26 protein-coding genes are annotated in these 25,304 nt (G+C 67.7%); 14 read left to right on the top strand and 12 right to left on the bottom strand.

What is annotated here, in order from left to right; genetic code table 11:
* The first annotated feature begins 131 nt into the window (after positions 1–131).
* The 4 genes from MAY35_RS08840 (at position 132) to MAY35_RS08825 (ending at position 4,378) form a co-directional block, all read left to right on the top strand.
* A complete protein-coding gene (locus tag MAY35_RS08840) occupies positions 132–1,736 on the top strand; it encodes a Rieske 2Fe-2S domain-containing protein (protein ID WP_238420815.1) in 1,605 nt (534 codons plus the stop codon).
* Between the two features lie 19 nt (positions 1,737–1,755).
* Complete coding sequence (locus tag MAY35_RS08835) at positions 1,756–2,370, top strand: TetR/AcrR family transcriptional regulator (protein WP_238420813.1); 615 nt, start codon at positions 1,756–1,758, stop codon at positions 2,368–2,370.
* 89 nt (positions 2,371–2,459) lie between these two features.
* Positions 2,460–3,887: a lipase family protein gene (locus tag MAY35_RS08830; protein WP_238420811.1), complete on the top strand. Its 1,428-nt coding sequence runs from the start codon at positions 2,460–2,462 to the stop codon at positions 3,885–3,887.
* Between the two features lie 278 nt (positions 3,888–4,165).
* Positions 4,166–4,378, top strand: coding sequence for a hypothetical protein (locus MAY35_RS08825; RefSeq protein ID WP_238420809.1), 213 nt, complete (start codon positions 4,166–4,168; stop codon positions 4,376–4,378).
* An 84-nt stretch (positions 4,379–4,462) separates the two neighbouring features.
* On the opposite strand, the gene MAY35_RS08820 is transcribed toward MAY35_RS08825, so the two are convergent.
* The 3 genes from MAY35_RS08820 to MAY35_RS08810 form a co-directional block, all read right to left on the bottom strand.
* A complete protein-coding gene (locus MAY35_RS08820) occupies positions 4,463–4,969 on the bottom strand; it encodes a GNAT family N-acetyltransferase (protein ID WP_238420807.1) in 507 nt (168 codons plus the stop codon).
* A gap of 31 nt (positions 4,970–5,000) precedes the next feature.
* The gene (locus MAY35_RS08815) at positions 5,001–6,254 is read right to left on the bottom strand and encodes a lipase family protein (protein WP_238420805.1); all 1,254 of its coding nucleotides are present in this window, start codon (positions 6,252–6,254) and stop codon (positions 5,001–5,003) included.
* Between the two features lie 68 nt (positions 6,255–6,322).
* Positions 6,323–7,207, bottom strand: a complete 885-nt coding sequence (locus MAY35_RS08810; RefSeq protein WP_238420803.1) for a hypothetical protein — start codon at positions 7,205–7,207, stop codon at positions 6,323–6,325.
* A 229-nt stretch (positions 7,208–7,436) separates the two neighbouring features.
* Between MAY35_RS08810 and MAY35_RS08805 the strand changes: the two genes are divergently transcribed.
* A complete protein-coding gene (locus tag MAY35_RS08805) occupies positions 7,437–8,954 on the top strand; it encodes an HNH endonuclease signature motif containing protein (RefSeq protein ID WP_238421042.1) in 1,518 nt (505 codons plus the stop codon).
* A 37-nt stretch (positions 8,955–8,991) separates the two neighbouring features.
* On the opposite strand, the gene MAY35_RS08800 is transcribed toward MAY35_RS08805, so the two are convergent.
* Positions 8,992–9,417 (bottom strand): VOC family protein, encoded by a 426-nt coding sequence (locus tag MAY35_RS08800; protein ID WP_238420801.1) that lies wholly within the window; start codon positions 9,415–9,417, stop codon positions 8,992–8,994.
* A gap of 74 nt (positions 9,418–9,491) precedes the next feature.
* Here MAY35_RS08800 and MAY35_RS08795 point away from each other — a divergent pair, with 74 nt between their 5' ends.
* Positions 9,492–10,067 carry a TetR/AcrR family transcriptional regulator gene (locus tag MAY35_RS08795; protein WP_238420799.1) on the top strand — a complete coding sequence of 192 codons (576 nt, stop codon included), beginning with the start codon at positions 9,492–9,494 and terminating at the stop codon, positions 10,065–10,067.
* Positions 10,068–10,185: 118 nt separating this feature from the next.
* Here the strand turns inward: MAY35_RS08795 and MAY35_RS08790 are convergent, their stop codons facing one another.
* The 4 genes from MAY35_RS08790 to MAY35_RS08775 all read right to left on the bottom strand — a co-directional run bounded on the left by MAY35_RS08790 (position 10,186) and on the right by MAY35_RS08775 (position 13,366).
* The gene (locus tag MAY35_RS08790) at positions 10,186–10,572 is read right to left on the bottom strand and encodes a DUF6544 family protein (protein ID WP_238420798.1); all 387 of its coding nucleotides are present in this window, start codon (positions 10,570–10,572) and stop codon (positions 10,186–10,188) included.
* Positions 10,573–10,664: 92 nt separating this feature from the next.
* Entirely contained in the window at positions 10,665–11,600 is a 936-nt protein-coding gene (locus MAY35_RS08785) for an EamA/RhaT family transporter (protein ID WP_238420796.1), read from the bottom strand.
* 14 nt (positions 11,601–11,614) lie between these two features.
* Positions 11,615–12,874, bottom strand: a complete 1,260-nt coding sequence (gene serS, locus MAY35_RS08780) for a serine--tRNA ligase (RefSeq protein ID WP_238420794.1) — start codon at positions 12,872–12,874, stop codon at positions 11,615–11,617.
* 66 nt (positions 12,875–12,940) lie between these two features.
* Positions 12,941–13,366, bottom strand: coding sequence for an ankyrin repeat domain-containing protein (locus MAY35_RS08775; RefSeq protein WP_238420792.1), 426 nt, complete (start codon positions 13,364–13,366; stop codon positions 12,941–12,943).
* 63 nt (positions 13,367–13,429) lie between these two features.
* Here MAY35_RS08775 and MAY35_RS08770 point away from each other — a divergent pair, with 63 nt between their 5' ends.
* Positions 13,430–14,401, top strand: a complete 972-nt coding sequence (locus MAY35_RS08770; protein ID WP_238420789.1) for a cation diffusion facilitator family transporter — start codon at positions 13,430–13,432, stop codon at positions 14,399–14,401.
* Positions 14,402–14,421: 20 nt separating this feature from the next.
* Here MAY35_RS08770 and MAY35_RS08765 read toward each other — a convergent pair whose 3' ends face one another.
* Positions 14,422–15,474 carry a crotonase/enoyl-CoA hydratase family protein gene (locus MAY35_RS08765; RefSeq protein WP_238420787.1) on the bottom strand — a complete coding sequence of 351 codons (1,053 nt, stop codon included), beginning with the start codon at positions 15,472–15,474 and terminating at the stop codon, positions 14,422–14,424.
* Positions 15,467–17,116, bottom strand: coding sequence for an acyl-CoA dehydrogenase family protein (locus tag MAY35_RS08760; protein WP_238420785.1), 1,650 nt, complete (start codon positions 17,114–17,116; stop codon positions 15,467–15,469). The genes MAY35_RS08765 and MAY35_RS08760 overlap by 8 nt, the downstream gene beginning before the upstream one ends.
* A 141-nt stretch (positions 17,117–17,257) precedes the next feature.
* Between MAY35_RS08760 and MAY35_RS08755 the strand changes: the two genes are divergently transcribed.
* The 4 genes from MAY35_RS08755 (at position 17,258) to MAY35_RS08740 (ending at position 20,232) form a co-directional block, all read left to right on the top strand.
* Complete coding sequence (locus tag MAY35_RS08755) at positions 17,258–17,983, top strand: PaaX family transcriptional regulator C-terminal domain-containing protein (RefSeq protein WP_238421040.1); 726 nt, start codon at positions 17,258–17,260, stop codon at positions 17,981–17,983.
* 53 nt (positions 17,984–18,036) lie between these two features.
* Complete coding sequence (locus MAY35_RS08750; protein WP_238420783.1) at positions 18,037–19,245, top strand: septum formation family protein; 1,209 nt, start codon at positions 18,037–18,039, stop codon at positions 19,243–19,245.
* A gap of 4 nt (positions 19,246–19,249) precedes the next feature.
* Positions 19,250–19,600 carry a metallopeptidase family protein gene (locus tag MAY35_RS08745; RefSeq protein WP_238420781.1) on the top strand — a complete coding sequence of 117 codons (351 nt, stop codon included), beginning with the start codon at positions 19,250–19,252 and terminating at the stop codon, positions 19,598–19,600.
* A 131-nt stretch (positions 19,601–19,731) separates the two neighbouring features.
* The gene (locus MAY35_RS08740; RefSeq protein ID WP_238420779.1) at positions 19,732–20,232 is read left to right on the top strand and encodes a hemerythrin domain-containing protein; all 501 of its coding nucleotides are present in this window, start codon (positions 19,732–19,734) and stop codon (positions 20,230–20,232) included.
* A 14-nt stretch (positions 20,233–20,246) separates the two neighbouring features.
* On the opposite strand, the gene MAY35_RS08735 is transcribed toward MAY35_RS08740, so the two are convergent.
* Both MAY35_RS08735 and pheA read right to left on the bottom strand, forming a co-directional pair.
* Positions 20,247–20,906 (bottom strand): histidine phosphatase family protein, encoded by a 660-nt coding sequence (locus MAY35_RS08735; protein ID WP_238420777.1) that lies wholly within the window; start codon positions 20,904–20,906, stop codon positions 20,247–20,249.
* On the bottom strand, positions 20,906–21,877 hold the full coding sequence (pheA, locus tag MAY35_RS08730) for a prephenate dehydratase (RefSeq protein ID WP_238420775.1): 972 nt from the start codon (positions 21,875–21,877) through the stop codon (positions 20,906–20,908). The genes MAY35_RS08735 and pheA overlap by 1 nt, the downstream gene beginning before the upstream one ends.
* Before the next feature lie 145 nt (positions 21,878–22,022).
* Here pheA and MAY35_RS08725 point away from each other — a divergent pair, with 145 nt between their 5' ends.
* The 3 genes from MAY35_RS08725 to MAY35_RS08715 all read left to right on the top strand — a co-directional run bounded on the left by MAY35_RS08725 (position 22,023) and on the right by MAY35_RS08715 (position 25,113).
* Positions 22,023–22,775: a DUF2470 domain-containing protein gene (locus MAY35_RS08725; RefSeq protein WP_238420773.1), complete on the top strand. Its 753-nt coding sequence runs from the start codon at positions 22,023–22,025 to the stop codon at positions 22,773–22,775.
* A gap of 75 nt (positions 22,776–22,850) precedes the next feature.
* Complete coding sequence (locus tag MAY35_RS08720; RefSeq protein ID WP_238420771.1) at positions 22,851–23,648, top strand: CPBP family intramembrane glutamic endopeptidase; 798 nt, start codon at positions 22,851–22,853, stop codon at positions 23,646–23,648.
* 220 nt (positions 23,649–23,868) lie between these two features.
* The gene (locus tag MAY35_RS08715; RefSeq protein WP_238420769.1) at positions 23,869–25,113 is read left to right on the top strand and encodes an oxygenase MpaB family protein; all 1,245 of its coding nucleotides are present in this window, start codon (positions 23,869–23,871) and stop codon (positions 25,111–25,113) included.
* Positions 25,114–25,304: the final 191 nt, after the last annotated feature.

The following is a 25,304-nucleotide window of genomic DNA, read 5'->3' as shown; positions in this document are numbered from 1 at the left end:
GTTCGTGAGGATCGTCACCACGACACCCGGTGAGGACTCATGGCCCACGCGGGGCTCGTCCGCGTGTCGATACCCTGGAGGCCTGTAGTGCACTGCCGCGCAGCCCCGCGCACACATGAAAGGCCCCCTTCGTGCAGATCACCAGCATCGGTCATGCCGGTTTCCACATCCAGACCACCGCCGGATCGATCCTCTGCGACCCCTGGGTCAACCCGACGTACTTCGCCTCCTGGGTGCCCTTTCCCGACAACTCCGAACTCGACTGGAAGTCGCTCGGGGACTGCGACTACCTGTACGTCTCCCACCTGCATCGCGATCACTTCGACGAGCGCAACCTGCGGGACAACGTGAACAAGGACGCCACCGTCCTGCTCCCCGACTATCCGGTGCCGGATCTGCGCCGTGAACTGGAGCGGCTCGGCTTCACCAAGTTCGTCGAGACGACCGACTCGGTGAAGACGACCGTCAGCAACGACAAGGGTTCGCTCGACGTCATGATCATCGCGCTGCGTGCGCCCGCCGACGGGCCGATCGGAGACAGCGGCCTGGTCGTGTCCGACGGCGAGACCGTCTGCTTCAACATGAACGACGCCCGGCCCATCGACCTCGACGTCGTCGACGAGGCGTTCGGACACGTCGACGTCCACCTACTGCAGTACTCGGGTGCCATCTGGTATCCGATGGTCTACGACATCCCTCGTAAGTCGAAGGCCAACTTCGCATCTCAGAAGCGTCAGCGCGGAATGGACCGTGCGCGTTCGTACATCGAGCAGGTCGGCGCGACCTGGGTGGTCCCGTCGGCCGGGCCGCCGATGTTCCTCGACGAGGATCTGTTCTACCTCAACGACTTCGGCTCGGGTGAGAACGCCGACACGACATCGATCTTCCCCGACCAGGAGACGTTCCTGGAGCAGATGCGCATCCACGGCACCGACGACGGCGAGAAACACCGCGGTCTGATGATGGTGTCGGGTTCGGTCGCGGACTTCACCGGCCCGGCCCTCAACGAGGTCACCCACCCGTATGCGCCCGCCGACGTGTTCGGCGAGAACAAGCGCGCCTACCTCGAGCGCATGAAGGAGAAGTTCGCGCCGGTCATCGCCGCCGAGAAGGCGTCGTGGGCACCCGCCGAGGGCGAGCCGCTGCTCCCGGCGCTGCGGGACCTCTTCGAACCGATCATGCGACAGTCGGACCTCATCTGCGACGGCATCGGCTACCCCGTGGGCCTGGTCATGACCCCGGGCGGCGGACCGGCCGGCGACACCACCGAGACCGTGGTCCTCGACTTCCCCAACCGCATCGTCCGCGAGCCGAAGGAGGGAGAAGGCAAGTACCGTTACGGCTTCCGCATCGCCACCGAGCTCGTGCGAACCGTTCTGCGTGACGACGAGCCCGACTGGGTGAACACGATCTTCTTGTCGACGCGGTTCACCACGTGGCGTATCGGCGGCTACAACGAGTTCCTCTACACCTTCTTCAAATGCCTCACCGACGAGCGGATCGCCTACGCGGACGGGTGGTTCGCCGAGGCGCACGACGACTCGGCGTCGATCACCAAGGACGGCTGGGAGATCCAGCGTCGCTGCCCGCACCTCAAGGCCGACCTCGGCAAGTTCGGGGTGATCGAAGGCGAGAAGCTGACCTGCAATCTCCATGGCTGGCAGTGGGATCTGTCGACGGGTCGATGCCTGACATCGAAGGGACACGAGCTCCGCGCGAGCAAACTCGACTCCTAGTCCATCGGATCGTGCAGACGTGACCACCGAACGCACGTACGGCGGCCGTTCGGTCAGCGACCGTGCCGCCGAGCGACGTCAGCGTTTCCTCGACGCCGCACTCGTGGAGTTCACGGACCCTGGTTACGCGAAGTCGTCGGTGACGTCGATCTGTCGGGTGGCCGGATTGTCGCGACGGCAGTTCTACGCCGAGTTCACCGATCGTGAAGAACTCCTCGTCGCGTTGTATGACTCCGTGCAGGGCGCCGCTCGCGTCGCCGTTGCGGAAGCGTTGGCGGCCTGCCCATCTCGTGATCTCCGGGATCTGTCGACTGCCGCGATGCGCGCCTACATGAGTTCGGTGGGCACCGATCCTCGACGCGCCTCGGTCTCCTTCGTACAGATCGTCGGCGTCAGTCCGCGCGTCGAGCAGCATCGCCTCGACGGCCGCGAGGAGTGGGTCGGGTTCTTCGTGGGCGCAATGGCGGACTTCGCCGACCGCCCGCCCACACAACGTCAGCGCGACCTCGCCATCGCCTTCGTCGGAGCGCTGACCGGGCTTGTCCACCGGTGGAGCGAGACAGCCGATCCGGCAAGGATCGACGATGTCGTCGCTGTTCTGTCCGACATCCTGCTCGCGTTCGCACGACTCTGACCTCCCACCCACCCGTTGTGTTCTGGAACACACGCGTGTAGGTTCTGCCGAAGTGTGAGACACGGGCGTCTCACTTATCGGGAGGTGCCATGCGGGGATGGAACGGGTTCTGGGCGCAGCGCTGTCGTCGGCTGCTGACCGTGGTGACGGTCGCGGCCGTCTTGAGCGGGACCGTGATCGGCGCGGGCGGCGTGTCCGCCGTACCGGTCGCACCGCCGCTACCGTTCCCGGTGCCGCCGGCGATCCCCGAGTTCGACCCGGACTTCTACCTGCCTCCTCCAGCAGTGGTCGCGGCGAAGAAGCCCGGTGACCTCATCAGCGCGCGACGCGTACACGTGGCGGCTCTCTCGGTGATTCCGGTCAACGTCGACGCCTGGCAGATCTCCTACCGGTCGACCAACACCCGGGGCGAGCCAATCCCGGCCGTGGCGACACTGCTCAAACCCAAGGGACCGGCGAAGTCCGGTCCCTCGAAACTGGTCTCGTGGCAGTCTGCGGAGGATTCCACCGCGATGTACTGCGCGCCGTCGTACGCACTGCAGCAGGGTTCGATTCCGGGCCAGCTCACCGGCTCGGCCGACTCCAGCCTGGAGATCCTGCAGATCACCTCGCTGGTCGGCGCCGGCTGGTCGGTCGTCATCCCCGACCACCAGGGCCCCGAATCCGCCTTCGCCGCAGGGCCGCTCGCGGGTCGCATCACCCTCGACGGAATCCGGGGTGCCCGGAACTTCGCTCCGCTGGGGCTCAAAGACGATCTGCGCGTGGGCTTGATGGGCTATTCCGGCGGCGCCATCGCCACCGGCTGGGCCGCCGAGTTGCACTCGGGTTACGCACCGGAACTCCCGATCGTGGGGGCGGCCGAAGGCGGCGTGCCGGCGAACATCCGCGCTCTCGTGGACCTCGCCGACCGGAACGCCGCATCGGGTCTCATCATGGCCGGGATCATCGGGGTCAGCCGCGAATACCAGGAACTGGAGTCCTTTCTCGCGCGCCACATGAACCCGCTCGGAAGGGCGCTGTTCGCGACCAAGAACCCGCTGTGCCTGACATACCAGGCGGCGCTCGCCCCATTCGTCGACATCAAGGGACTGGTGAATCTTCCAGGAGATCCTCTCGACTACCCCACGCCCCGAAAGGTCCTGGGCGAGTTGAACATGGGCAAGACCACGCCCCGGTTCCCCATGTTCATCTACCAGTCGAATCCGGACTGGATCGCCCCCGTGGGCCCGGTCAACGAACTGGTACGTACCTACTGTGCGGACGACGCCGCGAGAGTGAAGTATGTTCGCGACCACTTCAGCGAGCACATCACGCTCGCCGTCGAAGGCTTCGCGCCGGCCATCGTATGGTTGCGGGATCGCCTCGACGGCAAGTCCGCGCCCGCCGGTTGCACCACGACCGATCAGGGTTCGATGGCACTCGATCCGACGACGTGGCGGGCGTTCGTCAATCTCGTGGGCAACAACCTCGCACTCGCGATCAACCAGCAGCTCGGAAACCCTCCGCGCGTGCCGTGACGGCCGATCACCGACCGCGAGCCGGTACAACGAAACAGTAGACATTCCTCGCCTTGCGGCGCATGTGTCGGCTCCCGCGAATGTGGGTACTCACCCGAAGTGGTGGGACAACCTGCCCGAAACGATCGTTACCGGCCCGTTGCCCGCAGACACAATCAGACGTCGACGGGTGAACGTCAGGGCGCCCAGCGCGATCCGATTCATATTATGGCGTCAAGGCTTTCGGGCCGGGTGGCACCGGACCGGACGCCATACACATCGACCGTGAGGAGAAGAACATGGCTCAGTACCGCGTCGTGGATTCCAGCGAAAACGTCGTCGAGGAGAAAGAGTTCGACGACGCGACCGGTGCTTACGACTGGTTCAAGACCGTCGCCGCACCCGACGACAGCCTGGGCACGGTCATGCAGGTGCACGACAACGGCGAGTGGAAGAACTTCGAGGTCTCGGACGGTGGCACCAACCAGAGCCCGTCCGCCGACGCCGACTGACACTGCACACGCGCCGCGCCCCGGGAGTACATCTCCCGGGGCGCGCGCATGTCTCTGGCGGAGAACTTCTCCGCCAGGTGGACCTCAGACCCCGAACGCAGGAGGGTAGACGATCGTCCCGCTCGGGACCGGCCGGCTGTCGTCGAGCGCGAGGGCCATCATCGCCTCGTCGGGAACATCGAACGGCGCGCGGATCCCGAAACGCGAAGCCCTCTCGAAACCGAACCTCGGGTAGTACTCGGCGTGACCGAGTACCAGGACCAGGTTCTCGCCGAGTCGACGCGCCGCCTCGAGTCCGGCCCGGATCGCCGCCGACCCCACACCCGTACGTTGACGCGACGGCCACACCGCGCAGGGGCCGAGCGTCAGAGCCGGTTCCTCGTCGACATGGCACCGCGTGGACAGGGCGTATCCCACGATCTGCCCATCGGACTCCGTGACGATGGACAGTCCGTCCATCCATGCGTTCGGATCGGCACGCAGGTCGTCCACGAAGCGCGCCTCGTCGGCGGTCGGAAATGCCGCCGTCAGCAACTCGCGGATGACGGTCGCATCACCGCCCCGTTCGGCTCGGGTCACCCACGAATTCACGGCTCGGCTCGCACGTGTGATGCGTTGGTGATCACCGGCCACATCCCTGCGCCGGCTGCCCGGTGAAGCGACGGTCGAGGAAACCCAGGGCCTCTGCGCTCCACGGGATGAAGGCCCGCGTGTGGTTCGCCCCCCGATACTCGGAGAAGGTGGTGGGCACACCCCGTGCGCAGTACGACCCGGCGAGCCGGGCGACGTCCGCGGTCAGCATCACGCCGTCACCGGTGCCGTCGGAGTTGCCGACGCCCAGCATCATCGGGGTTCGCGGTTTTCCCAGCGTCCCCATCACGTTCTGTGAGATCGCCTGCCGCACACCGGGAACAGCGAGCAGACCACTCACCGAGGGCACGAGGAGCTGATGGTCGGTGAGGCCCGGGTACTTGTCGGCGAACGCTTCGATGCACTCTCCTGCGACCTGACGGAGTACCTGTGTGCCCTTCAGCGAGAGGTAGGGCCGCAGATCGATGCGGTAGGTCTCGGCGTAGACCGCCATGAGCGCCGGGATCACACCCGCCCAGTTCTCGCTGCCGTTCACGTATCCGAGATTGTTCGCCGGGTTCACCAGCACGCCTCCGGCCGCGGCGCCCACGATGTTCAACTCCGGCGCATAGCGGGGGGCGAGTTCGGCTCCGAAGCCGGTGGGAACCGAACCGCCGGAGTAGCCGAAGAGTCCGACCGGCGTGCGGGCGGGAGCGCGCAGGTGACCGAGCGCGGCGCGGACGCCGTCGAGGGCCGCGTATCCGGATTCTCGCGCCATCGTCCAGCGCAGGCCCTTGCCCTCGTAGTCGGGCGCGGCGACGGTGTACCCGGCGGCGAGCAACCCGGAGATCAGGGTGATGTCGATCGGCGCCTCTTTCGCGTTTCCGCCGCGCAGTGTGTACGACGGGTCGCACTGCGAGCCCAGCGCGTCGTAGAAGGAGTGATAGGAGATGACGCGCCGAGGGGTCCCGGCGCGAGCACCGGGCGGGGAGATCACCGTGGTGACCGTCGATGCCGGACCGCCGAACTCATCGGTCGTGCGGTAGAGGATCTGCGTCGCGGTGATCGGCACATCGGTTCCGCGCCAACCCAACCCGACCTGACGCGTGCGCAGCGCGCTCCCCGGTGAACGCGATTCGAAACCCGCCGGCGCGTCGTAGAACGGGTCCTCCGACGGCAACTGTGAGGGTGCGGCCACCGGCGTGGGGCTCGGTGCCGCCGGAGCAGAGGGGGCGAGGACCGAGACCGAGGCCGCGGCCCCGAGGACCGCGGTCAGGGTGACGATGCTGCGGAAGAGGGGGCGCATGACCGGTAATGATGCCCGGTACGGGCGGTCCACAGGTGATTTCATGCGGACTCGGCACGGACCGGACGTCACGGCGTGGGGTCGGGTACCGGGGCCTCGCCCGCACGCTCGACCGCCTCGACCACCGGCGACATCGCCACCACCACCGCCCCGACCACGGCCGCGATGAACGCGATCACGGCGACCACACCCCACCCCGGTCGAGTGGTGTCGCCGAGCACCAGGATGCCGATCACACCCGGCACGATCGTCTCGCCGACGACCAGCGACGCCGACGCCGCGCTCACCGCGCCCTTCTGCAGCGCGACGGTGAACATGTAAAAACCGCCCGGCCCGCACAGCACGATCGCGTACAGGGCCGGGTCGGTGAGCATCTCACCGAGGTCGAAGGGGTCGAGCCCGTCGAGGATCCGAACCGCGACGGCGAGGACGCCGAACAGCACACCGCCGGACAGGCCGGCCAGGACGGCCACGCGACTGTGCATGCGCGGCAACACCGCAGCACCCACGCCGAGGATCACGATGCCGACCACGAGAACCGCCCAGTGCAACCACCATTCGTGTTCGCGGCCCTCGTCACCCGCCGCGACACCCAGCAGGATGAGCGACATCACGACCACCCCGATCGCGATCCAGTCGCGTCGCGACAGTCGCGCATTCAGGAAGAGCGTGGCGAGCACCACCGTGACCACCAGGTTCGCACTGACGATCGGCTGAGCCAGGAACAACGGGATCATCCTCGCGGCCACCATGTTGCCGATGAATCCGATACCGTCCAGCGCCATTCCGGCGATGAACGCGACCGTCAACATCGCGGTGATGGTGGACCGTAACGACGGCGCCTCATCCGGAGCCGCGCCCGTGTCCACACTCTGCGCGCCCCGTGCCTGCAGCACAGACGCGGTGCCATACGCCAGCGCCGCGAACACCGCCGCGAGAATCCCGATCAGCATGGTCGAACAGTAGCCCTGATCCGGCCGTCGCGTCGGCTCATCGCCGTACTCTTACCATAGACCGCCGACAGGAAAGCCGTAGTTTCCGGACCATGGATATGGTTGCGCGACAGCCGATTTCGACGTATAGTCGAACGTGAATTCGACTAGATCGCTGGGGGTGACGGTCATCGTGCTCGATGGTTCAGCTCCTGACGCCGACACTTGCTCACCCCGACCTGTCGAACTCATGTGGGAGTTGCATCGCCTTCTCGACGAACTGCAGACCGTGGACCTGTCGGCGTGTACCGATGCCGAGTTGATCGAGGTCGCCGCGGGCACCGAGCGCGCCATCGCACGAACCACATTTGCCGGGGACCGGCAGATCGCCGAAGCCGAGGCCCGCGACCTCCCTCGCAAGACCGGGACCCGCACCCTCACCTCCTTCATGACCCATCATCTGCGCGTCTCGAACCCGACGCGACGACGCAAGCATCTGACCGCGACCGCCGCCCTCACCTGCCTCAACGGCGAGCGACTCGAACCCCAACACCCCACACTCGCAGCGGCTTTCGCTCACGGTGCCGTCGGTTCTGCTCACGTCGAGGCCGTCATCGACGTCCTCGACCGCATCCCGATGGCGGTTGCCCACGATGTGAAGGTCGCCGCCGAACGACAGATGGCCGAGATCGCCGTCGAACATCCCCCGGCCGAGATCACCCAACTCGGCTCACGGTTGCTCGCCCACCTCGACCCCGACGGCACCCTGGCCGACGACACCGACCGCCAACGGCGTCGCAACCTGTGGATCGGACGCCAACGTGCCGATGGGACGGCAAAACTGTCCGGCACCCTCACCCCCGAACTCGCTGCACACCTGTCGATGATGCTGGCCGTGTGGGCCAAACCCGGCATGAACAACCCCGACGACCCCATCTCTCCGACAGGCTCTTTCGACAACGCCGATCCCGAGGCGCTGGCCGTCGCAGCCGAGCGTGACACTCGCACCCCTGCGCAGATCAACCACGACGCGTTGGACGCCCTGCTGAAGGCCGTTTTCGACGACGGGTTCCTCGGCAAGACGCATCGCGGGCTGCCGGTGCAGCTGATCATCAAAGCCGACCTCGACGACCTGATCCGCGAAGCCGGGCTCGCCACCACCGCGACCGGCACCCTGCTCCCCATCGCCGACGTCATCGACCTCGCCGCCGACGCCCAACCCTGGCTGGCGATCTTCAAGAACTCCACCGCCGTGCCCTTGCACTTCGGCCGTGGCAGACGTCTGGCCACCCGCGGGCAGCGCCTGGCCTCTTTCGCCCGCCCCGACGGTGAGGTGTGCTCGGCCCCCGGCTGCGATCAACCCGCCACCCAGGTCGAATTGCACCACGCCCACCAGGACTGGGCCGACGGTGGTCTCACTGACATCGACGACCTCGCACCCGCCTGCCCCAGACACAATCGGATGGTCGGCACCAACCCCGGCCAGTACACCACCCGCATCGTGCGCTCCGGACCCGACGAAGGCCGCTGCGCATGGCGACTCAACCCAGAACCTGGTGCACCACCCAACCCCGAATACATCAACCGCCGGCCCGACATACCCAAACGGTTGGCCACACATCTGAACAACGTGCGCAACGAGATTCACGGGCCGAGCAGGTCCGGCGACACCCCACGCCTCGACATCCGCCAAGTCGTACACCAGCACACCACGGCCACCCTCTCACCCGTCGAAAGACGCCTCGCCGAGCTGCTCATCGCACTGTGACTGTCGTACAACAGGAGTCATGCTCGGGGAGCTGGGGTCACGAACCGGCCGCCACCGCGTCCGTCACATATGCGTCCGCGTACTCCTCACCGGCCGCAATCGGTTGGATGCAGTCGACCAGCACTCGATCAGGCCCCTCGACGATGAAGTGCCGCTGCCCGAAGTCCTCGTTGCGCAGTTCCAGCACCGGATGCAGTCCCTGCTCGGAGGTCAAACGCCCGTACAACTCGTCGACGTCATCGACCTCGATGTTGATCAGCAGCCCCTGGGACCGCCGACCGAAACCTTCCGGGATCGTCGGGTGCGACGCATCGACGATCGCCAACTCGAAGGCGCCGGTCCGCAGGCTGACGTACCAGTCGGCATCAAAGGTGACCTCGAAGCCAAGTACCTCCCGATAGAAGGCAGACGTGGCGGCGACGTCATCGGTCATGAGAACGGGATAGACGCTGGTCACTGGCATGGACTTCTCCTTTACGTACGATGCGTTTGTATGAATCGGACTATACATACGCTGCGTACGTAAAGGAAGTGTCCATGCCTCGCGCCTCTGCCGAAGCCGCTGCCGAGACCGCTCGCACCATCCTCGCCACCGCCACGCGACAGTTCGCCGAGCGCGGCTTCACCGCGGTGTCCCTCGACGACGTCGCCGAGTCCGCCGGAGTGACCCGCGGAGCGGTGTACCACCACTACCGGAACAAGAAGGCGCTTTTCGCCGCTGTCGCTGAGGAGCAGCAGAACGACGTCGGGAGCGCCGTTGTCGCAGCCGCGGAACAGGCCGGTGCCGACGCCGCCGCCCAGCTGGTCGCCGGGTCGCACGCCTTCGTCGACGCCATCACCAGGGGCCCGGCCGCCCGGATCCTGCTGATCGACGGTCCGTCGGTCATCGGGTGGGAGGAGTGGCGACGACTCGACGAGACGAATTCCGTTGTGCACCTGCGTGAGGCGATCGCCGCGATCGGAATCGACGACGACCTCGTCGACGCCCTCACCGCACAGCTGTCGGGCGCGATGAACGAGGCCGCCCTGTGGCTCGCCCGGCATCCCGACGACGCCACAGCTCGCGAGCGCACACATCGGGCCCTCGACCGGGTCCTCGCCGCGATCATGTGAGACGCGGACACCCGGCCGTCACCCGGTGAGCCCACCGATGAACCTCGACTCGACTGCTGGACTTCGATCGAGGTCCAGCAGTCGAAACGAGGTTCATCGGTCGGGACTCTAGCCGAACTCAGCACGCACGACGTCGGCGCGGAAGAACTCCGAACTCCCTGCACCTGAGCGTTCTTCCCATCGTGCGACCCAGTGCGTCGGGATCGTGATGCCGTCGAATGAGCCCGGCCATCTTCCACCGCATCTCACCCTCGGTGCCGGTGAAACGGTCGAATCCGCTGACCGGCAACCCGCCCACCCGGGTGCGGGCAGCCCAGATGAATCCGTGTCCGGGGACGATCAACTGTTCGGCCCGGAAGGGTCGCCACGCACGGAGATTGATCGACCCGGTCATCGTGATCCGGACTCGTCGGGCCAGGGGTGTGCCGGTCGCGAGGGACGCGCACAGCCACCGTCGTGCCGGGGCGGGAAGCTCGGCACAGAGTTCGGGATCGAAAAACGCCATTGCTTCCGCGAACTGCTTCCAGATCGTGCCAGGCAGACGCCACCGCACGCGCAGCGCCCGGCACCCTCGCCGGCGTCACGTCGTGCCCACAGTCATCGTCGCTCGCTCTCCCGCGGCGAATGGCCGTATCCGCGAGGCGCATTGGTCGCGTCGGCGGTCTCGACCGCCGTCACCGCACCCGAGGACGCGAGCACGACTCCGCCGAGAACCGCGGCGGCGAACGCGATGATCGCGACGGGTCCCCACCCGGCGCGGGTGACATCGCCGAGGAACGCGATACCCACCGCACCCGGCAACACCGTCTGGCCCACGACGAGCGCTGCCGCCGCACCGTTGACCGATCCGGTCTGCAGCGCCACCGTGAACAGGTAGAAGCCGCCGATTCCGCTGAGCAGCAACGCATACAGCGCCGGATCGGTGAACAGGACAGGCAGGTCGAGCGGGTCGAGTCCGTCGACGATGCGTGACGCCACGGCCATCACACCGAACACGGCGCCGGCGATCAAGCCGGTCACCGCGGCGATGTGTTTCCGCAACCGCCGCATCACGATCACTCCCAGGGCGATGAGCGCCGGACCCGCGATCAGGACAGCCCAGTGCATCCAGTCCGTGTGCTCGACCCCCTCGCGTCCCGCCGACACCGCGAGCAGCACCAGCGACAGCACGACGACCCCGCCCGAGATCCAGTCGCGCAGTGTGAGTCCGACCTTGAGGACCACCATGGCGAGGAGGGCGGTGGCCACGAGGCGCGCGGAGATGATCGTCTGCGACAAGAACAGCGGTATCAACCGCGCCGACGCGATCGTCGCCACGAAACCGATGATGTCGAACACGAACCCGACGAGGAACGGCACCGTGAGCATGGTGGCCGCTGTCGAACGCAACGACGGGTGGGCCGATGCCGATCGGCGTCGTTCCTCGCGGACGGCCGCACGCTGGGCGACCTGCTCGGCGCCCAGCGCCTGGAGAACCGCCGCGGCGGCGAACGCCAACGAACCGATCACGGCGATGACGATGCCGGAGGTCACGACGCGCGCTCAGTTCACCGCGAGGTCAGCACATCGGTGCCGACGAACCGGGCGAGTTCGTCGGGCAACCGCACCGAGCCGTCGGGCTGCTGATGGTTCTCCAGGATCGCGACCAGCCAGCGGGTCGTCGCGAGTGTGCCGTTGAGGGTCGCGGCGGTCTGCGGCTTACCGTTCTCGTCGCGGTAACGGATCGAGAGCCGACGCGCCTGGAAGGTGGTGCAGTTCGACGTCGAGGTCAGCTCGCGATAGGTGCCCTGCGTCGGAACCCATGCCTCGCAGTCGTATTTGCGGGACGCCGACGATCCGAGGTCGCCCCCGGCCACGTCGATCACCCGGTAGGGCACATCGATGGCGGCGAGCATGTCCTTCTCCCACCCGAGCAGGCGCTGATGCTCCGCCTCGGCGTCCTCGGGGCGGCAGTAGATGAAGCCCTCGATCTTGTCGAACTGGTGCACGCGGATGATGCCGCGGGTGTCCTTGCCGTAGCTGCCTGCCTCGCGTCGGAAGCAGGTCGACCACCCGGCGTACCGCTTCGGGCCGTCGGACAGGTCGAGGATCTCGTCCATGTGGTAGCCGGCCAGCGGCACCTCGGAGGTGCCCACCAGATACAGATCGTCGTCCTTGTCGAGGTGGTAGACCTCGTCCGCGTGCGCGCCGAGGAAGCCGGTGCCCTCCATGACCTCCGGGCGCACCAGCACCGGCGGGATCATCAGCGTGAAACCGTTGGCGGTCGCCTTCGCCGCGGCCATGTTGAGCAGGGCGAGCTGCAGCTGGGCGCCGAGGCCGGTGAGGAAGTAGAACCGCGAACCGGAGACCTTCGCGCCGCGTTCCATGTCGAGCAGACCGAGTGCCTCGCCGATCTCGAGGTGATCCCGCGGGTTCTCGATCTCGCGGGGTTCGCCGACGTGCTCGAGGACCACGTAATCGTCCTCGCCGCCCGCGGGTGCACCGTCGGCGACGATGTTGGAGATCGCGCGGTGGGCCTTGGCCGCGGCCTCGTCGGCCTCGGACTGGCGGGCGACCGCGGCCTTGACCTGCTCGGCGAGCTCCTTGCCCTTGGCCAGGAGCGCCTGCTTCTCGTCTCCCTGCGCCTTGCCGACCTGTTTGCCGAGGGCCTTCTGTTCGGATCGCAGTGCGTCCGCATCGACGATGGCGGCCCGCCGAGCCGCGTCGGCGTCGAGCAGGGCGTCCACCAGGGCCGGGTCCTCGCCGCGGGTGCGCTGTGAGTCCCGGACCAGATCGGGGTTGTCGCGAACAATCTTCAGGTCGATCACGCCTTCAAACCCTACTTGAGGACGACGTGTCGACCGGATCACGCCACCTCGGCCGAGCCCGGCCGATCAGCTCCACAACCGTTGCAGGTCCGCACGCCCGAACATGGACGCGGCGGCGTCGGCCGACGGAGTCCCGCCATACGGGTCGGCACCCGCGTCGACGAGGAGTCGGACGACGTCGTCGAAACCCTTGAACACCGCTCCGGCGAGTGGCGTCTGTCCCTTGTCGTTGGCGAGGTCGGCGTCGGCGCCGTGCTCGAGCAGTATCTCGACCGCGGGCGCGTGCCCGTGATAGGCGGCGAGCATGAGCAGCGAATCACCGGACTGGTTCCGCAGATCCGCCGGAACACCGGCGTCGAGGTACCCGCTCAGGGCGGCGGTGTCGCCGGACCGCGCCATGTCGAACAGTCGGCCGGCCAGTTCGACGACCTCCGGGCTCGGCGGCGGGGTCGAGTCCGGAGTCGGTGAGGATTTGTCGGCGGGGTGCTCCACTCGCGCGAGTCTAGGGACCGTTCACGCACCCGGCCGACGCCGGAACGTGCCAGAGTTGGTGCGGTGTCCTCCCCGACCGAACCGCAGGGTGAATCCGGTGGCCCCAGTGAGAGCTTTCTGACGGTAATCATCGCCTTCTTCGCCAACCTGCTGATCGCGGTGGCCAAGACCGGGGCGGCGATGCTCACCGGTTCGGCGTCTCTCGTCGCCGAAGCGGCTCACTCGTGGGCCGACACAGGCAACGAGATCCTGCTGCTGATCGCCGAGCGGCGCGCGCGCAGGCCTCGCGACACCCATCACCCGCAGGGGTACGGTCGCGAGGCATACATCTGGTCGATGTTCGCCGCGTTCGGATTGTTCGCAGTCGGCGCCGCGGTATCGGTACAACACGGGATCACCGAACTGATCTCGCCGGAGCCGGCCACCGACTACGCAGTGGCCTACGCCGTCCTCGGGGTCGCGGCCATCCTCGAGGGCCTCTCGTTCGTGCGGTCTTACCAGCAGGCGCGACGAGGCGCCGAGAAGCGCCGGATCGGCCTCCTCCGCCAGGTCTTCCGCACCTCGGACCCGACGCTGCGCGCCGTGTTCGCCGAGGACGCGGCGGCTCTGATCGGTCTCGCGATCGCCTTCGTCGGCGTGCTGCTGCATCAAGTCACCGGGTCGGCGACCTACGACGCGCTCGGGTCCATCCTGGTCGGCATCCTGCTGGGGGTCGTTGCCATCGTCTTGATCAACCAGAACCGGCGTTTCCTGCTCGGTCAGGCCGTCGACGAGACCGCCCGGCAGCACGTTCTACGAGAGTTGCTCTCGCACAGCAACATCGACCGCGTGACCTACCTACACGTCGAATACACCGGCCCGGTGCAGCTGTTCCTCGTCGCCGCGGTCGATTTCACCGGCGACGAGGTCGAGTCCTCGGTCGCGGTCTCGCTACGTGCCCTCGAAACCGAGCTGGAACGGGACCCGCGGATCGCCGAAGCGGTGCTGACGCTCTCCGCACCGGATGACGCCGACCTCGTGCCCGAATCCCGCTAGCCGTCTGCGATCACCGGACGTCACCCGTCGAGGGGTTCGGATCGTCCCCGCTTCCAGTCGCCGTTGATCTCGTCGCGTTCGCGCACCGCCTCACGGAACCCGACTGTCGCGGCGCGCTGCTGGAAGGCGTAACCCTCCCGCGTGTGTCGCGAGATGCCGTCGAAGACGGTGCTGATCATGCCCGAATTGGCCACGCCCTGAGCGAAGAGGGCACTGTTCATCGCGAGCTTGGCCATCATGAGTTGGTTGACCGGAACGCGGGAGATCCGTTCGAGCAGCTCCTCGGTCCGCTCGTCGAGTTCCTCCGCGGGCGGCGCGTCGACGGCGAGGCCCCACTCGTGAGCCTGCCTTCCGGAGAGGCAATCTCCGGTGAACAGAAGGCGTTTCGCCCGTTGATCGCCGAGCCGGTGCGCCCACATCCCGGCCGCGGGGATGCCCCACACCCGCGTCGGCGGGTAACCGATCTTGGTGTCGTCGGCGCAGATGATCTGGTCGGCATACAGCGCGATGTCGGTGCCACCGGCCACGGCGAACCCGTGCAGCTTGGCCACGGTCGGTTTGTCGGCGTGGAGCAGGGACGAGAAGCCGCGGTTGAACCTGCTCATCATCGCGTAGTCGACCATCGGGTCCCACGTGCCTGCTGGATCGTGGTTGCGCGCCTGGACCACCGGATCGAGAACGGTGCCGGTTCGTGAGCCGGGGACGGTGCCCGTCGGGGAGTCGACGGCCGTCGACGGATCGCCCCCGTTCTCGGCGAAGATCGACAGGTCGTATCCGCCGCAGAAACCCTTGCCGCGGCCGGACACGACCATCACGTGGACGTCGGGGTCGAGATCCGCCCGTTCCACCGCGTGGGCCAGTTCGACGGGTGTGTCGACCGTGATCGCGTTGCCCTGATCGGGACGGTTGAACGTGATGCGGGCGATCCGTCCGGTGACCTCATAGGTGAGGGTCCGGTAGTCGACGTCGGGCCCGGTCGCCGAGCGTCCGTCGAACAGCGAATCGTCGCCGCGGCGAAGATCGTCGCGCCATTGCGCCGGACGGGTCCCCGGCCCGGGCTCCGGCTCACCCATGCGCGTGCGCCTCCGCCGTCTTCGGAGTCGCGCGTTCGATGATCGCCGCGGTGTCCACACCGCGGGGCAGGGTGCCGTAGACATCGTTCCGATCGTTGCCCAGCCGACCGGCGACGAACGCGTCGGCGACCGCCGGGTGGCCGTGTCGCACCAGCAGCGAGGCCTGTAGCAGCTGCGCCATCGAGCCGACCACCCGACGGGCGCGGTACTGCAAGTCCTCCAGGTCGGCGAGGCCGCGTCGCAGGTCGGACACCGCGGAATCGAAGCGCCGATCGGCGCCCGCCGCATGTTCGATCTCGTCGAGGAGGACCGTCAGTGTCTCCGGCTGTCTGGCCATGGCGCGCAACACATCCAGCGCCGCGACGTTGCCCGAACCCTCCCAGATCGACATGAGCGGCGCTTCTCGATACAACCGCGGCATACGGGACTCCTCCACGTATCCGTTGCCGCCCAGGCACTCCAGCGCCTCGGCGGCGTGGGCGGGGGCCCGCTTGCACACGTGATACTTGCTGATCGCCAACGCGATCCGTCGCAGCGAGTCGGCTCGGTCATCGCCCGCCGCGGCCTTGTCCGTGAGCTCGGCAAGCCACAGCGCGACCATCGTCGCGCCTTCGGATTCGACCGCCAGGTCGGCGAGAACGTTGCGCATCAGGGGTTGATCGACGAGTGTCGCGCCGAACGCGGTTCGATGGCTCGCGTGGTGGGCCGCCTGGGCCACCCCGGCGCGCATGCTCGTCGCGGATCCGAGCGTGCAGTCGAGGCGGGTCATGTTGACCATCTCGATGATCGTCGGCACGCCGCGTCCTTCGTCACCCACGAGCCACGCCACGGTGTCGTCGTACTCCACCTCGCTGCTGGCGTTGGAGTGGTTGCCCAGCTTTGCTTTCAGTCGCTGGAGCAGGAAGGTGTTCCGGCTCCCGTCGGGCAGGACCCGGGGGACGAAGAAGCAGGACAGGCCACCGGGAGCCTGGGCCAGGACGAGGAAGACATCGCTCATGGGCGCCGAGGTGAACCACTTGTGCCCGGTGATCCGGTACGTTCCGTCCCGCTGCGGAACCGCTGTCGTCGCATTCGCGCGAACGTCGGAACCACCCTGTTTCTCGGTCATGGACATGCCTGCCGTCAGACCCGCCTTCGAGAGCGGCGCCCGCAAACCCGGATCGTAGACCGACGAGATCAGCAGCGGCTCATAGGACTTCGCGATCTCCGGGTTCGCCCGCAGTGCGGGGACGACACCGTAGGTCATCGACAACGGGCAGCCGTGCCCGGCATCGACCTGCCCCCACACGCTCGACTTCGCGGCTCGTTCGAAATGCGCGGTGGGACTCGGGTCCGCCCATGCGGCGCCGCCCAGCCCGAAGCCCATGCCCGTTCGCATCAGGTGGTGATAGGCCGCGTCGTACTCGACCTCGTCGATGCGGTTCCCGTATCGGTCGTGCGTTCGGAGCTCCGGCGGATGGGCTTCGGCGAGGTCGCCCCATCGCATCGCCTCCGCGCCGCCGGCCAGTCGGCCGATCCGGTGCAACTCCTCGAGCATGTGGTCGGCACCCGCCCGGTGCACGGCTTCGGTGATCGCGGGATGGTCGGCCACGTCGTGGTCGACGAGTTCCGGGACCTGATTGGTGACGGCGTGTGTGGGCATGCCGGGCCTTTCTCCGGTGGGGTGTCCTCGTCACGGTATTACACTTCTTCATCATTCGCTTGCATTGTGTAATACCCGTCGTCGTCGCCGGCGCCCCGGAACCCTGGCTAGCATCGGAGGGTGGCCGGCGCACCCGTGGACATCCCCCGACTGACGGCGCGATCGGTCATCCTCAGCGGCCTGTTGGGGATGGACCGGCCCGAGGCCCCGGTGCGGCGGATCCTGGCGCTGACCACCGAACTCGGCGTTCGCCAATCCACGGTCCGGGTGGCGCTCACCCGACTCGTGGCGGCGGGCGACCTCGAACGTGCCGACGACCTCTACCGCCTGTCACCGCGCCTCGTCGAACGGCAGCGCCGACAAGACGACGCCCTGCACCCGGCCACGCGCGACTGGGACGGTCGGTGGGATCTCGCCGTCGTCACCGTGGGTTCGGATACCTCGTCCGACCGGGCGGGGCTCCGCGACGCGCTCCTCCGCGCCAGGTTCGGCGAGCTCAGGGAGGGCGTCTGGTCCCGGCCGGCGAACCTGGACGTCGACTTTGCACCCGGGACACGACGACGCCTGAGCATGTTTCGCGCCGTCCCCGACGAACCGCCCGCGGAGCTCGTCGGCCGCCTGTTCGCACCGGCGTCGTGGGCCGAATCGGCCGAGGAGTTGCTCCTGGCGCTGGCTGCCGCGCCCACCGTCGCCGACCGTTTCGAGGTCGCGGCGGCCGTGGTACGCCACATCCTCCGCGACCCGCTCCTGCCGGCCGACCTCCTGCCGCCGGGGTGGCCGGGCGACCGCCTGCGAGCCGGGTACGAGGAGTTCCGGGCAGAACTCACCGGACTCGCCGCGCGCCTGCTCGCCTCCGAACCGGCGTGACGACGCAACCGGGGACTGTGCCCGGCCGACCCGGCCAGGCATGATGGATCCCGATGAACGCGCCCGACCCCGACCCAACTCGCCCCGACCCAACGGACGGCCACGCAGCCGACGACCAGTGGTCACCGGCCGCGACGACGCCAGACGACTCCGCGTCGGCGACACTCGACGACTCCGCGTCGGCAACACGCCGGCGGCCCGGGCGCCCGGTCCGCAACCCGGTGTACGTGGTCCTCGCCGCGATCGTCGTCGGAGCCCTCGTCGCAGGCGGTATCGCTTTTGCGATGGGCGTCTTCGACGACAGCGGCAGCGTCGGCGGCAGTGACATCGGCGAGGGCGAGCGTCTCACCGACAACGCCTTCACCAAATCGGTGTCCGGCGACTGCCTGGACTGGCCGGCCGGCAACCCGGGTCAGCCCCTGAAGGTCGGTTGCGAGCAGAAGCACCGGTTCGAGGTGGCCGGCGGCGTGGACACCGCTCTGGTCCCGGGCGCCGAGTTCGGTGAGGACGCGCCGTGGCCCGGTGCGGAGCGATTCGCGACGATCCGCGACGAGCAGTGCCCCGTCATCGTCGACCAGTATCTCCAGGGCCGTCTCGACCCGCAGGGACGCTTCGCGGTCGGCATGATGTACCCCTCACAGGCGCAATGGGACAAGGGCGCGCGGCAATTGCGCTGCGGTGTCCAGGAGAACGGCGCCGACGGGCAGCCCGCGCAGTTCTCCGGCCGCGTCGCCGATCAGAACCAGTCGTTCGTCTGGCCCGAGGGCACGTGTGTCGGCATCGACCCCGAGACCCGCGCCCCCACCGGTTTCGCAGTGAACTGCGCTGAGCCGCATGCGTTCCAGACGACCGGCATCGTCGACATGTCGGCCCGCTTCGGCGACCGGATGTCGAACAAGCCGTGGCCCGCCACCGGTGCCCAGAACAACTACCTCGGCTCGATCTGCCCCGTGCAGGCCGAACGTTTCGTCGGCGGCAAGAAGGCCCTCGACGCCACCACCCTCAACGTCCAGTGGTCGGTGCTGAGCGAACCCAGCTGGCTCGCGGGCAGCCGAAAGGTCGTCTGCTATCTGGGCCTTCCCGACAAACGCCGCGGTTTCGCGACCATCGTCGGGGACGCCAAGGGTGGGGCGTTGCTGATCAACGGTCGAGCCCCGGTGGCGCCGCCGGAGGCACCGCCCGGCCGCGCGCTCCCGACTCCCGTTCCGTTGCCGCCGGGGATCGCGCCGAACCCCGACGAGGTCCCGGCGCCGGCGGGCTGACCCGATGGCCGTGACGATGTCCGACGACGAGTTCGACGGGCTGGTCTCCGACGCGCTGGACACCATCCCGTCGGAACTGACCGACGCCATCGACAACGTGGTGATCCTGGTCGAGCCGTTCAATCCCGACGAGCCGCAGATCCTCGGGCTGTATCACGGTGTCGCACTGACGATGCGCGACCACGACTACGGTGGCTACCTGCCCGACACCATCACCATCTACCGCACCCCGCTCCTCGCGATGTGCCATTCCCGCGACGAGGTCGTGCACGAGGTCGCGGTCACCGTCGTCCACGAGATCGCGCACCACTTCGGCATCGACGACGACTGGCTGCACGCCAACGGTTGGGGCTGAGCCGCACGTCAGCGGGTCGCCCGGCTCGCCGAAGGGTGGATGTCGGCGCCGTCGCCCGATGTTTGAGCGGGACCCGAACGCGGTATGAGGGAGTGCAGATCGAGCAGCCCCTCTATCTCAGGAGTACGTCCATGTCCTCAGACGCCATCGTCATCCTCAGGGACGACCACAAGGAGATCCGCAAACTGTTCCGCGACTTCAAGTCGCAGGGACCCAACGCCACCAAGACCAAGGGCAAGATCGTCGACAAGATCATCGAGGCCCTGACGGTGCACACCTACATCGAGAACGAGGTGATGTACCCGGAGATCCGCAAACGCGTCCCGGACCTCGAGGACGACATCCTCGAGTCGTACGAGGAGCACCATGTTGCCGACGTCCTCGTCGTCGAACTCGCCGCACTCAGCCCGGATGCCGAGCGCTTCGACGCCAAGACCACGGTCCTGATCGAGAACGTCGAACACCATATCGAAGAAGAAGAGGACGAGTGGTTCCCCAAGGTGCGGGAAGCGCTCGGCCGCAAGGAACTTCAGGCGATCGGTGAGGAGATGCTGCGTCGTAGGGAGAAGGCGCCCCGCCGCCCGTCGCAACCTTCGGCGTTGAAGAAGACGGTCGACGCGATCATCAAGTGACCGCGCCTCCGACCTCAACCCATCGGCTCGTCGACCAACGGCTCGTCGACGACCTCGAACGGCGCCGACTTCGCCCCCCACCTCCGGCACACCCACACTCCGTCTGCGTATTCGAGTTCGATGGAACCGGTGTTGCCGAGGTGGGTGGCGGCCGCGAAGCGGGAGTCGATGCCGGACAACCGCGCCGCGATCAGCCGAATGGCCGCGCCGTGGCTCACCAGGTAGACATCTCGCTGGTCCGGCCCGGTCAGATACATGTCGGCGAGATCCTCGACCGTCGGCAGGTAACGGTCGTAGACCATCGCCAGCGATTCGCCGCCGGGGATACGAGCGTCGAGGTCGCCGTCGTGCCAGCGCTGCATGATGCCGTGGAACACCTCGTAGGATTCACGGTCGGTGTGATCCTCGAGGTCCCCGGCCTGGACCTCGTGCACGCCGTCGACCGCGGCGGTCTCGACGTCCCAGACCGAGCCGATCAATTCGGCCGTCTGCCGGGCCCGGAGGGCGCGTGAGCTGAGCAGCACAGCGGGTTGTTCGAGGGCGTGCTCGAGTCCGAATCGAACACCTTGGCGCGCACCGAAATCGGTCAGTGCGGCGCCGGGCAGGGCGGTGTCGAGCCTACGCATCACGTTGGCGGTGGTCTCGCCGTGGCGGACCAGGTGCAGGCGTGCCATCAGATACCTCCTCGACGCATCGACTCGACCCAGACAAGGGATTCGGTGTGATCGGGTGGAGCCGCTCCGGTGGTCCGCACCGCGGGCCACGACCCGAGGAACACCACCCGCTCGCATCGACGATGCAGTGCGGCAAGGGCTTCGGCGACCGCGGCGTCGTCGATGTGGCCGACGGCGTCGAGGAAGAACCGGTACCGGCCCGCGATGCTGCGACCTTGCGCCTCGTCGCGCTGCGGGCGGGACTCGATCCTGGTGAGATCGATTCCGCGTGAGGCGAACTCGTTCATCGCCGCCATCAGGCTACCCGGTTCGTTGGACAGATCGAGGATGACCGAGGTCCGGTCGGCGCCGGTACTCGGCGTCGGGATTCCGGGCCGGCCCACCAGGAGGAACCGCGTGGTCGCATCCCGGGCGTCGGTGACGCCGTCGGCGAGGACGACGAGTTCGGACAATCTGGCCGCGAGCCCGGTGGTGACCGCCGCGTCGGCCTTCCCGGCCGCAACATCTTGCGCTGCTGCGGCATTGGAACCCGAGGTGACGAACCGGGCGTTCGGGAAGAGTTCACCGACCCGTTGCCGCACCTGGGCCGAGGCGACCGGGTAGGCGGCGATCGTGCGGACGTCGGCGGCTTCGACGGGTTCGGCCGCGGCGATGGTGAACGAGATGTCGAGAACCGTCTCGGCGAATGCCTGCACCCGACCGGCGGGCCCGTCCGCAGCGGGGGGTACGAGCGCGTCCATGGTCGCGGGAACCGAACCCTCCAGCGAACTCTCGATCGGCACGCACCCGAAGTCGGCTTCGCCTCTTCGGATCATCTCGATGGTCGCGGCGGGACTCTGTGCGGGGACCCGGTCGACGGTCCCCGACAGGTCTGGGCCGCCGTGAGTCGGATCGTGCGCGTCGAGGATCGCATCGAGTGCCATCTCGGTGAAGGTTCCGGGGGGTCCGAAGTACGCGATCACAGGCACCACCCGAGCCTAGTGGACATCGCTGCACGGCCTCGGATGGGCGGTTGCGCGCCCACACTTTCCCCGTTGACGCCTGCACCCAGAGAATTTAGGTTAGGGTTACCTTTCAACAGCACGCGTCCCCGTGACGCCGACCGGAGAGACAGTCATGACGAAAACGACGACCGACCGCCCGACGGATGCCGAGATGATCCAGACGGCATGTCGTCGGGTCGGGTCCGCGATCCTGGCCGTCGAAGGTGCCGACGCGACACCGGTCGACGTCGTCCATCTCTTCGAGTCGCAGGCCTTCGTGCTCGTGCCCACCTCCGGAGACGCCATGCGGGCCGTCGACGACGCCGAGGGAGTCCCGGCGATGCTCGAGGTGACCGACTGGGCGCCCATCGACCTGCGGGAACGCGTCCGTTCGGTGATCTGGCTGAACGGCACGCTGCACGCGGTCCCGCGGGACCTCGAGCGCGACCTCGCCATCGAGATCGCCGCCGAACATCCCGACGACGGCCTTCTCGACATCGGTCACGGTGCGTCGATGCTGCGGCTGCAGGTCGACACCGCGGTCATCGCGTCGTCCGACGGCGCGGCATCGGTCTCGGCCACCGAACTCGCCGACGCCGATCCCGACCCGTTCTGGGAACACGAGGGCAGTTGGCTCGAGCACCTCGACTCCGATCACGCCGACATCGTCGGCCAACTCGTGCGCAAGCTGCCCGAGAACCTTCGTCGCGGCCGGGTTCGACCGCTGGGTCTCGACCGCTTCGGCATCCGGTTCCGCATCGAAGGCCTCGAGGGCGACTCCGACGTCCGCCTGCCGTTCGCGCGGCCGGTCTCCGACGTCTTCGAACTGTCGCGCGCACTTCGCAATCTGGCGGGTTGCCCGTTCCTCAACTCGATGCCCGACTGACCGGGGATTTCGTAGCGACAATGCGCGTCATCTGCGCATTATCGCTACCGATCGCGGGGTCCTAGGCTGGCCCGCATGGCCCTGCGCGAGTACCTGAAACCGCCGCCCCACGGCATCCCGGTCGTGACCGACCGCATCGAACGACGAGGCATCGTCGTCGAACTGATCATCGTCGGGGTCCTGACGTTCGCCTTCTCCGCGCTGTCGGCGGCGCTCGCGCTCCTCGAGGCCGAACTCGCGGGCGGGATCGGGCAGCAGACCGTCGCGCTCAACCCCAGTCGCTCGGATCTCGACCTCATCGACGCGATTCGGCAGGTGATGTCCGGGCTCCGGCTGTTCGCGATCGCATCGCTCGGCGTCTACCTCCTGTGGCGGAGCGGACTCGGATTGCGCAAGGTCGGGCTCGGTCGCTGGACACCGCGCCGCGACATCCCCGCCGGACTGGTCCTCGCGGCGATCATCGGACTTCCCGGTCTGGTGCTCGTCGCGGTGGCGCGGGCCCTGGGTCTCAACGCGAGCCTCGTGCCGAGCCAGGCCGACACGTGGTGGGAGTGGCCGGTCTTGATCCTCATTGCGATCGGCAACGCCGCCGCCGAGGAGATCGTCGTCGTCGCGTACTTCATCACGCGCCTGCGGCAACTGGGCGTGTCCGACGGCAAGGCACTGGCGTCGAGCGCGATCCTGCGCGGCGGGTATCACCTCTACCAGGGGTTCGGGGCCGGGGTCGGCAACCTGGTCATGGGCGTCGTCTACGGACGGTATTACCAGGTCACCGGCCGTGCCTGGCCGCTCGTGGTCGCCCATGCGGTGATCGACGTCGTCGCCTTCATCGGGTACGCGCTGCTGCGCGACCATCTGTCCTGGGTCGGCTGAGCGGCCACGCACCCGTCGACCGTGCGTCCTTTCCGTCGACCGTGCGTCAATTTCCGTCGACCGTGCGCCCTTTCCCGTCGAGCGTGCGTCAATTTCCGTCGACCGTGCGCTGGTTCCCGTCGACCGTGCGCTGGTTCCCGTCGACCGTGCGCCCTTTCCCGTCGACCGTGCACCCAGTCCAACCCGTTGACACCGTGAGATGATTCGATAGATTCGTCTCATGACCGTCGATGCGCACACCGGCCGGGCTCGGGCCGACCATCCGCCAGTCCCCCGGCGACACCGCGCCGCCGAGGCTCGCGGCCGCCGGATCGGCAAGATGTTGAAGGTCTACAACCGGCTCCGCGAGCCGTCCGAAGCCGAGCTCGCCGATCTCGGACGCCGCTACCTCACGCGTGACGAGCCGGCCGCCGCTCTCGTGCGTGCGATGCGCCTGCCCCGCGACTCCGCGGGTCGGGTCACCATGCGGCAGTTCGAGAGCGCACTGTCCGGGGACATGCCGGCGGACGCACCCGCGGTGCTGCGTGAATTCTTCGCGATGGTCGAGGACACTCCCGACTGGGTCGACCCCGAACTGTGCGAGCGGGGTGCCGCCGTCTATCGCCGCTTCGGGCAGAACGCCAACGACGTCCTCCTCCAGCTGTCGCTCATCGGCGGCTACCGGTTCGGCGGACCTGCGGACCTGCTCGTGGCGACCGGCGGCCTGACCGGCAACACGGTGATCCGGCGCCTCGGCGAGACACAGACCTGGGCGATCGCCGTCGGCGAACCGGGCGGGATGCACCGGACCGGCGAGGGTTGGCGGCTCACCGTACATGTCCGCCTCATGCATGCGCTGGTCAACGAACGCTACGAGCACAACGGCCGCTGGGACGTCGAGCAGTGGGGCCTGCCGATCAACCAGTCCGACCTCGCCGCGACCCTGAACCTCTTCAGCGGCGCCCTCATGATGGGAGTCCGAGCTCTCGGCGTTCCCGTCAGCCGCGACGAATCGCGTGCCCTCATGCATCTCTGGAAGTACGTCGGATGGCTCATCGGCGTCGACGAGGACTGGCTCTTCGACGCCGAACGCGACCAGCATCAGCTGAGTTACGCGGTCCTGCTCGCCCAGCACGACGTCACCGACGCCGGCGCCGCACTGACCACCGCCATCGTCGACGCGCAGCGGAAACTGCACTACCGCCGGCTGCCCGGACTGTCGGCCCACTACACCCGCGCGCGACTGCTCAGCATGCTGCAGGGATTCCTGGGCGTTCGCGGCATGCGCGATCTCGGCCTACGACCCACTCTCCCTTGGGCTTTCGGTCTCGCCTGGGCTCGCAACGCGATCACCTACCAACTGATCGCACGCACCCCTGCAGGTCCCCGCTACCTCGAATGGATGGGCGCTCGTGCCCGCCGTCGCGCGCTGTACCGCCACTTCGGTCCGGACGCACCGGAGATCGGGTCGCTCGCGGAGCGCTGAGGGTCGCGGACCCACCCTCGACTCCCGAGCCCCCCGCTCACTGCCTCCGCCCCCCGAATTGAGGTCGCACGCGACTTCGGTTCGTCGACGCGACTTCGATCGAGGTCGCACGGACGGAATCAAGTCGCGTGCGACCGCATTCCACCCGCCGCAATCCGGCCCCGTCGCGCAAATTCCGGTCCGCGCCGTGG

Origin of the sequence: Gordonia sp. 'Campus', assembly GCF_022206305.1 — a bacterium.
Classification (GTDB): Bacteria; Actinomycetota; Actinomycetes; order Mycobacteriales; family Mycobacteriaceae; genus Gordonia.
This window is presented reverse-complemented; position numbering and strand designations above follow the sequence as displayed.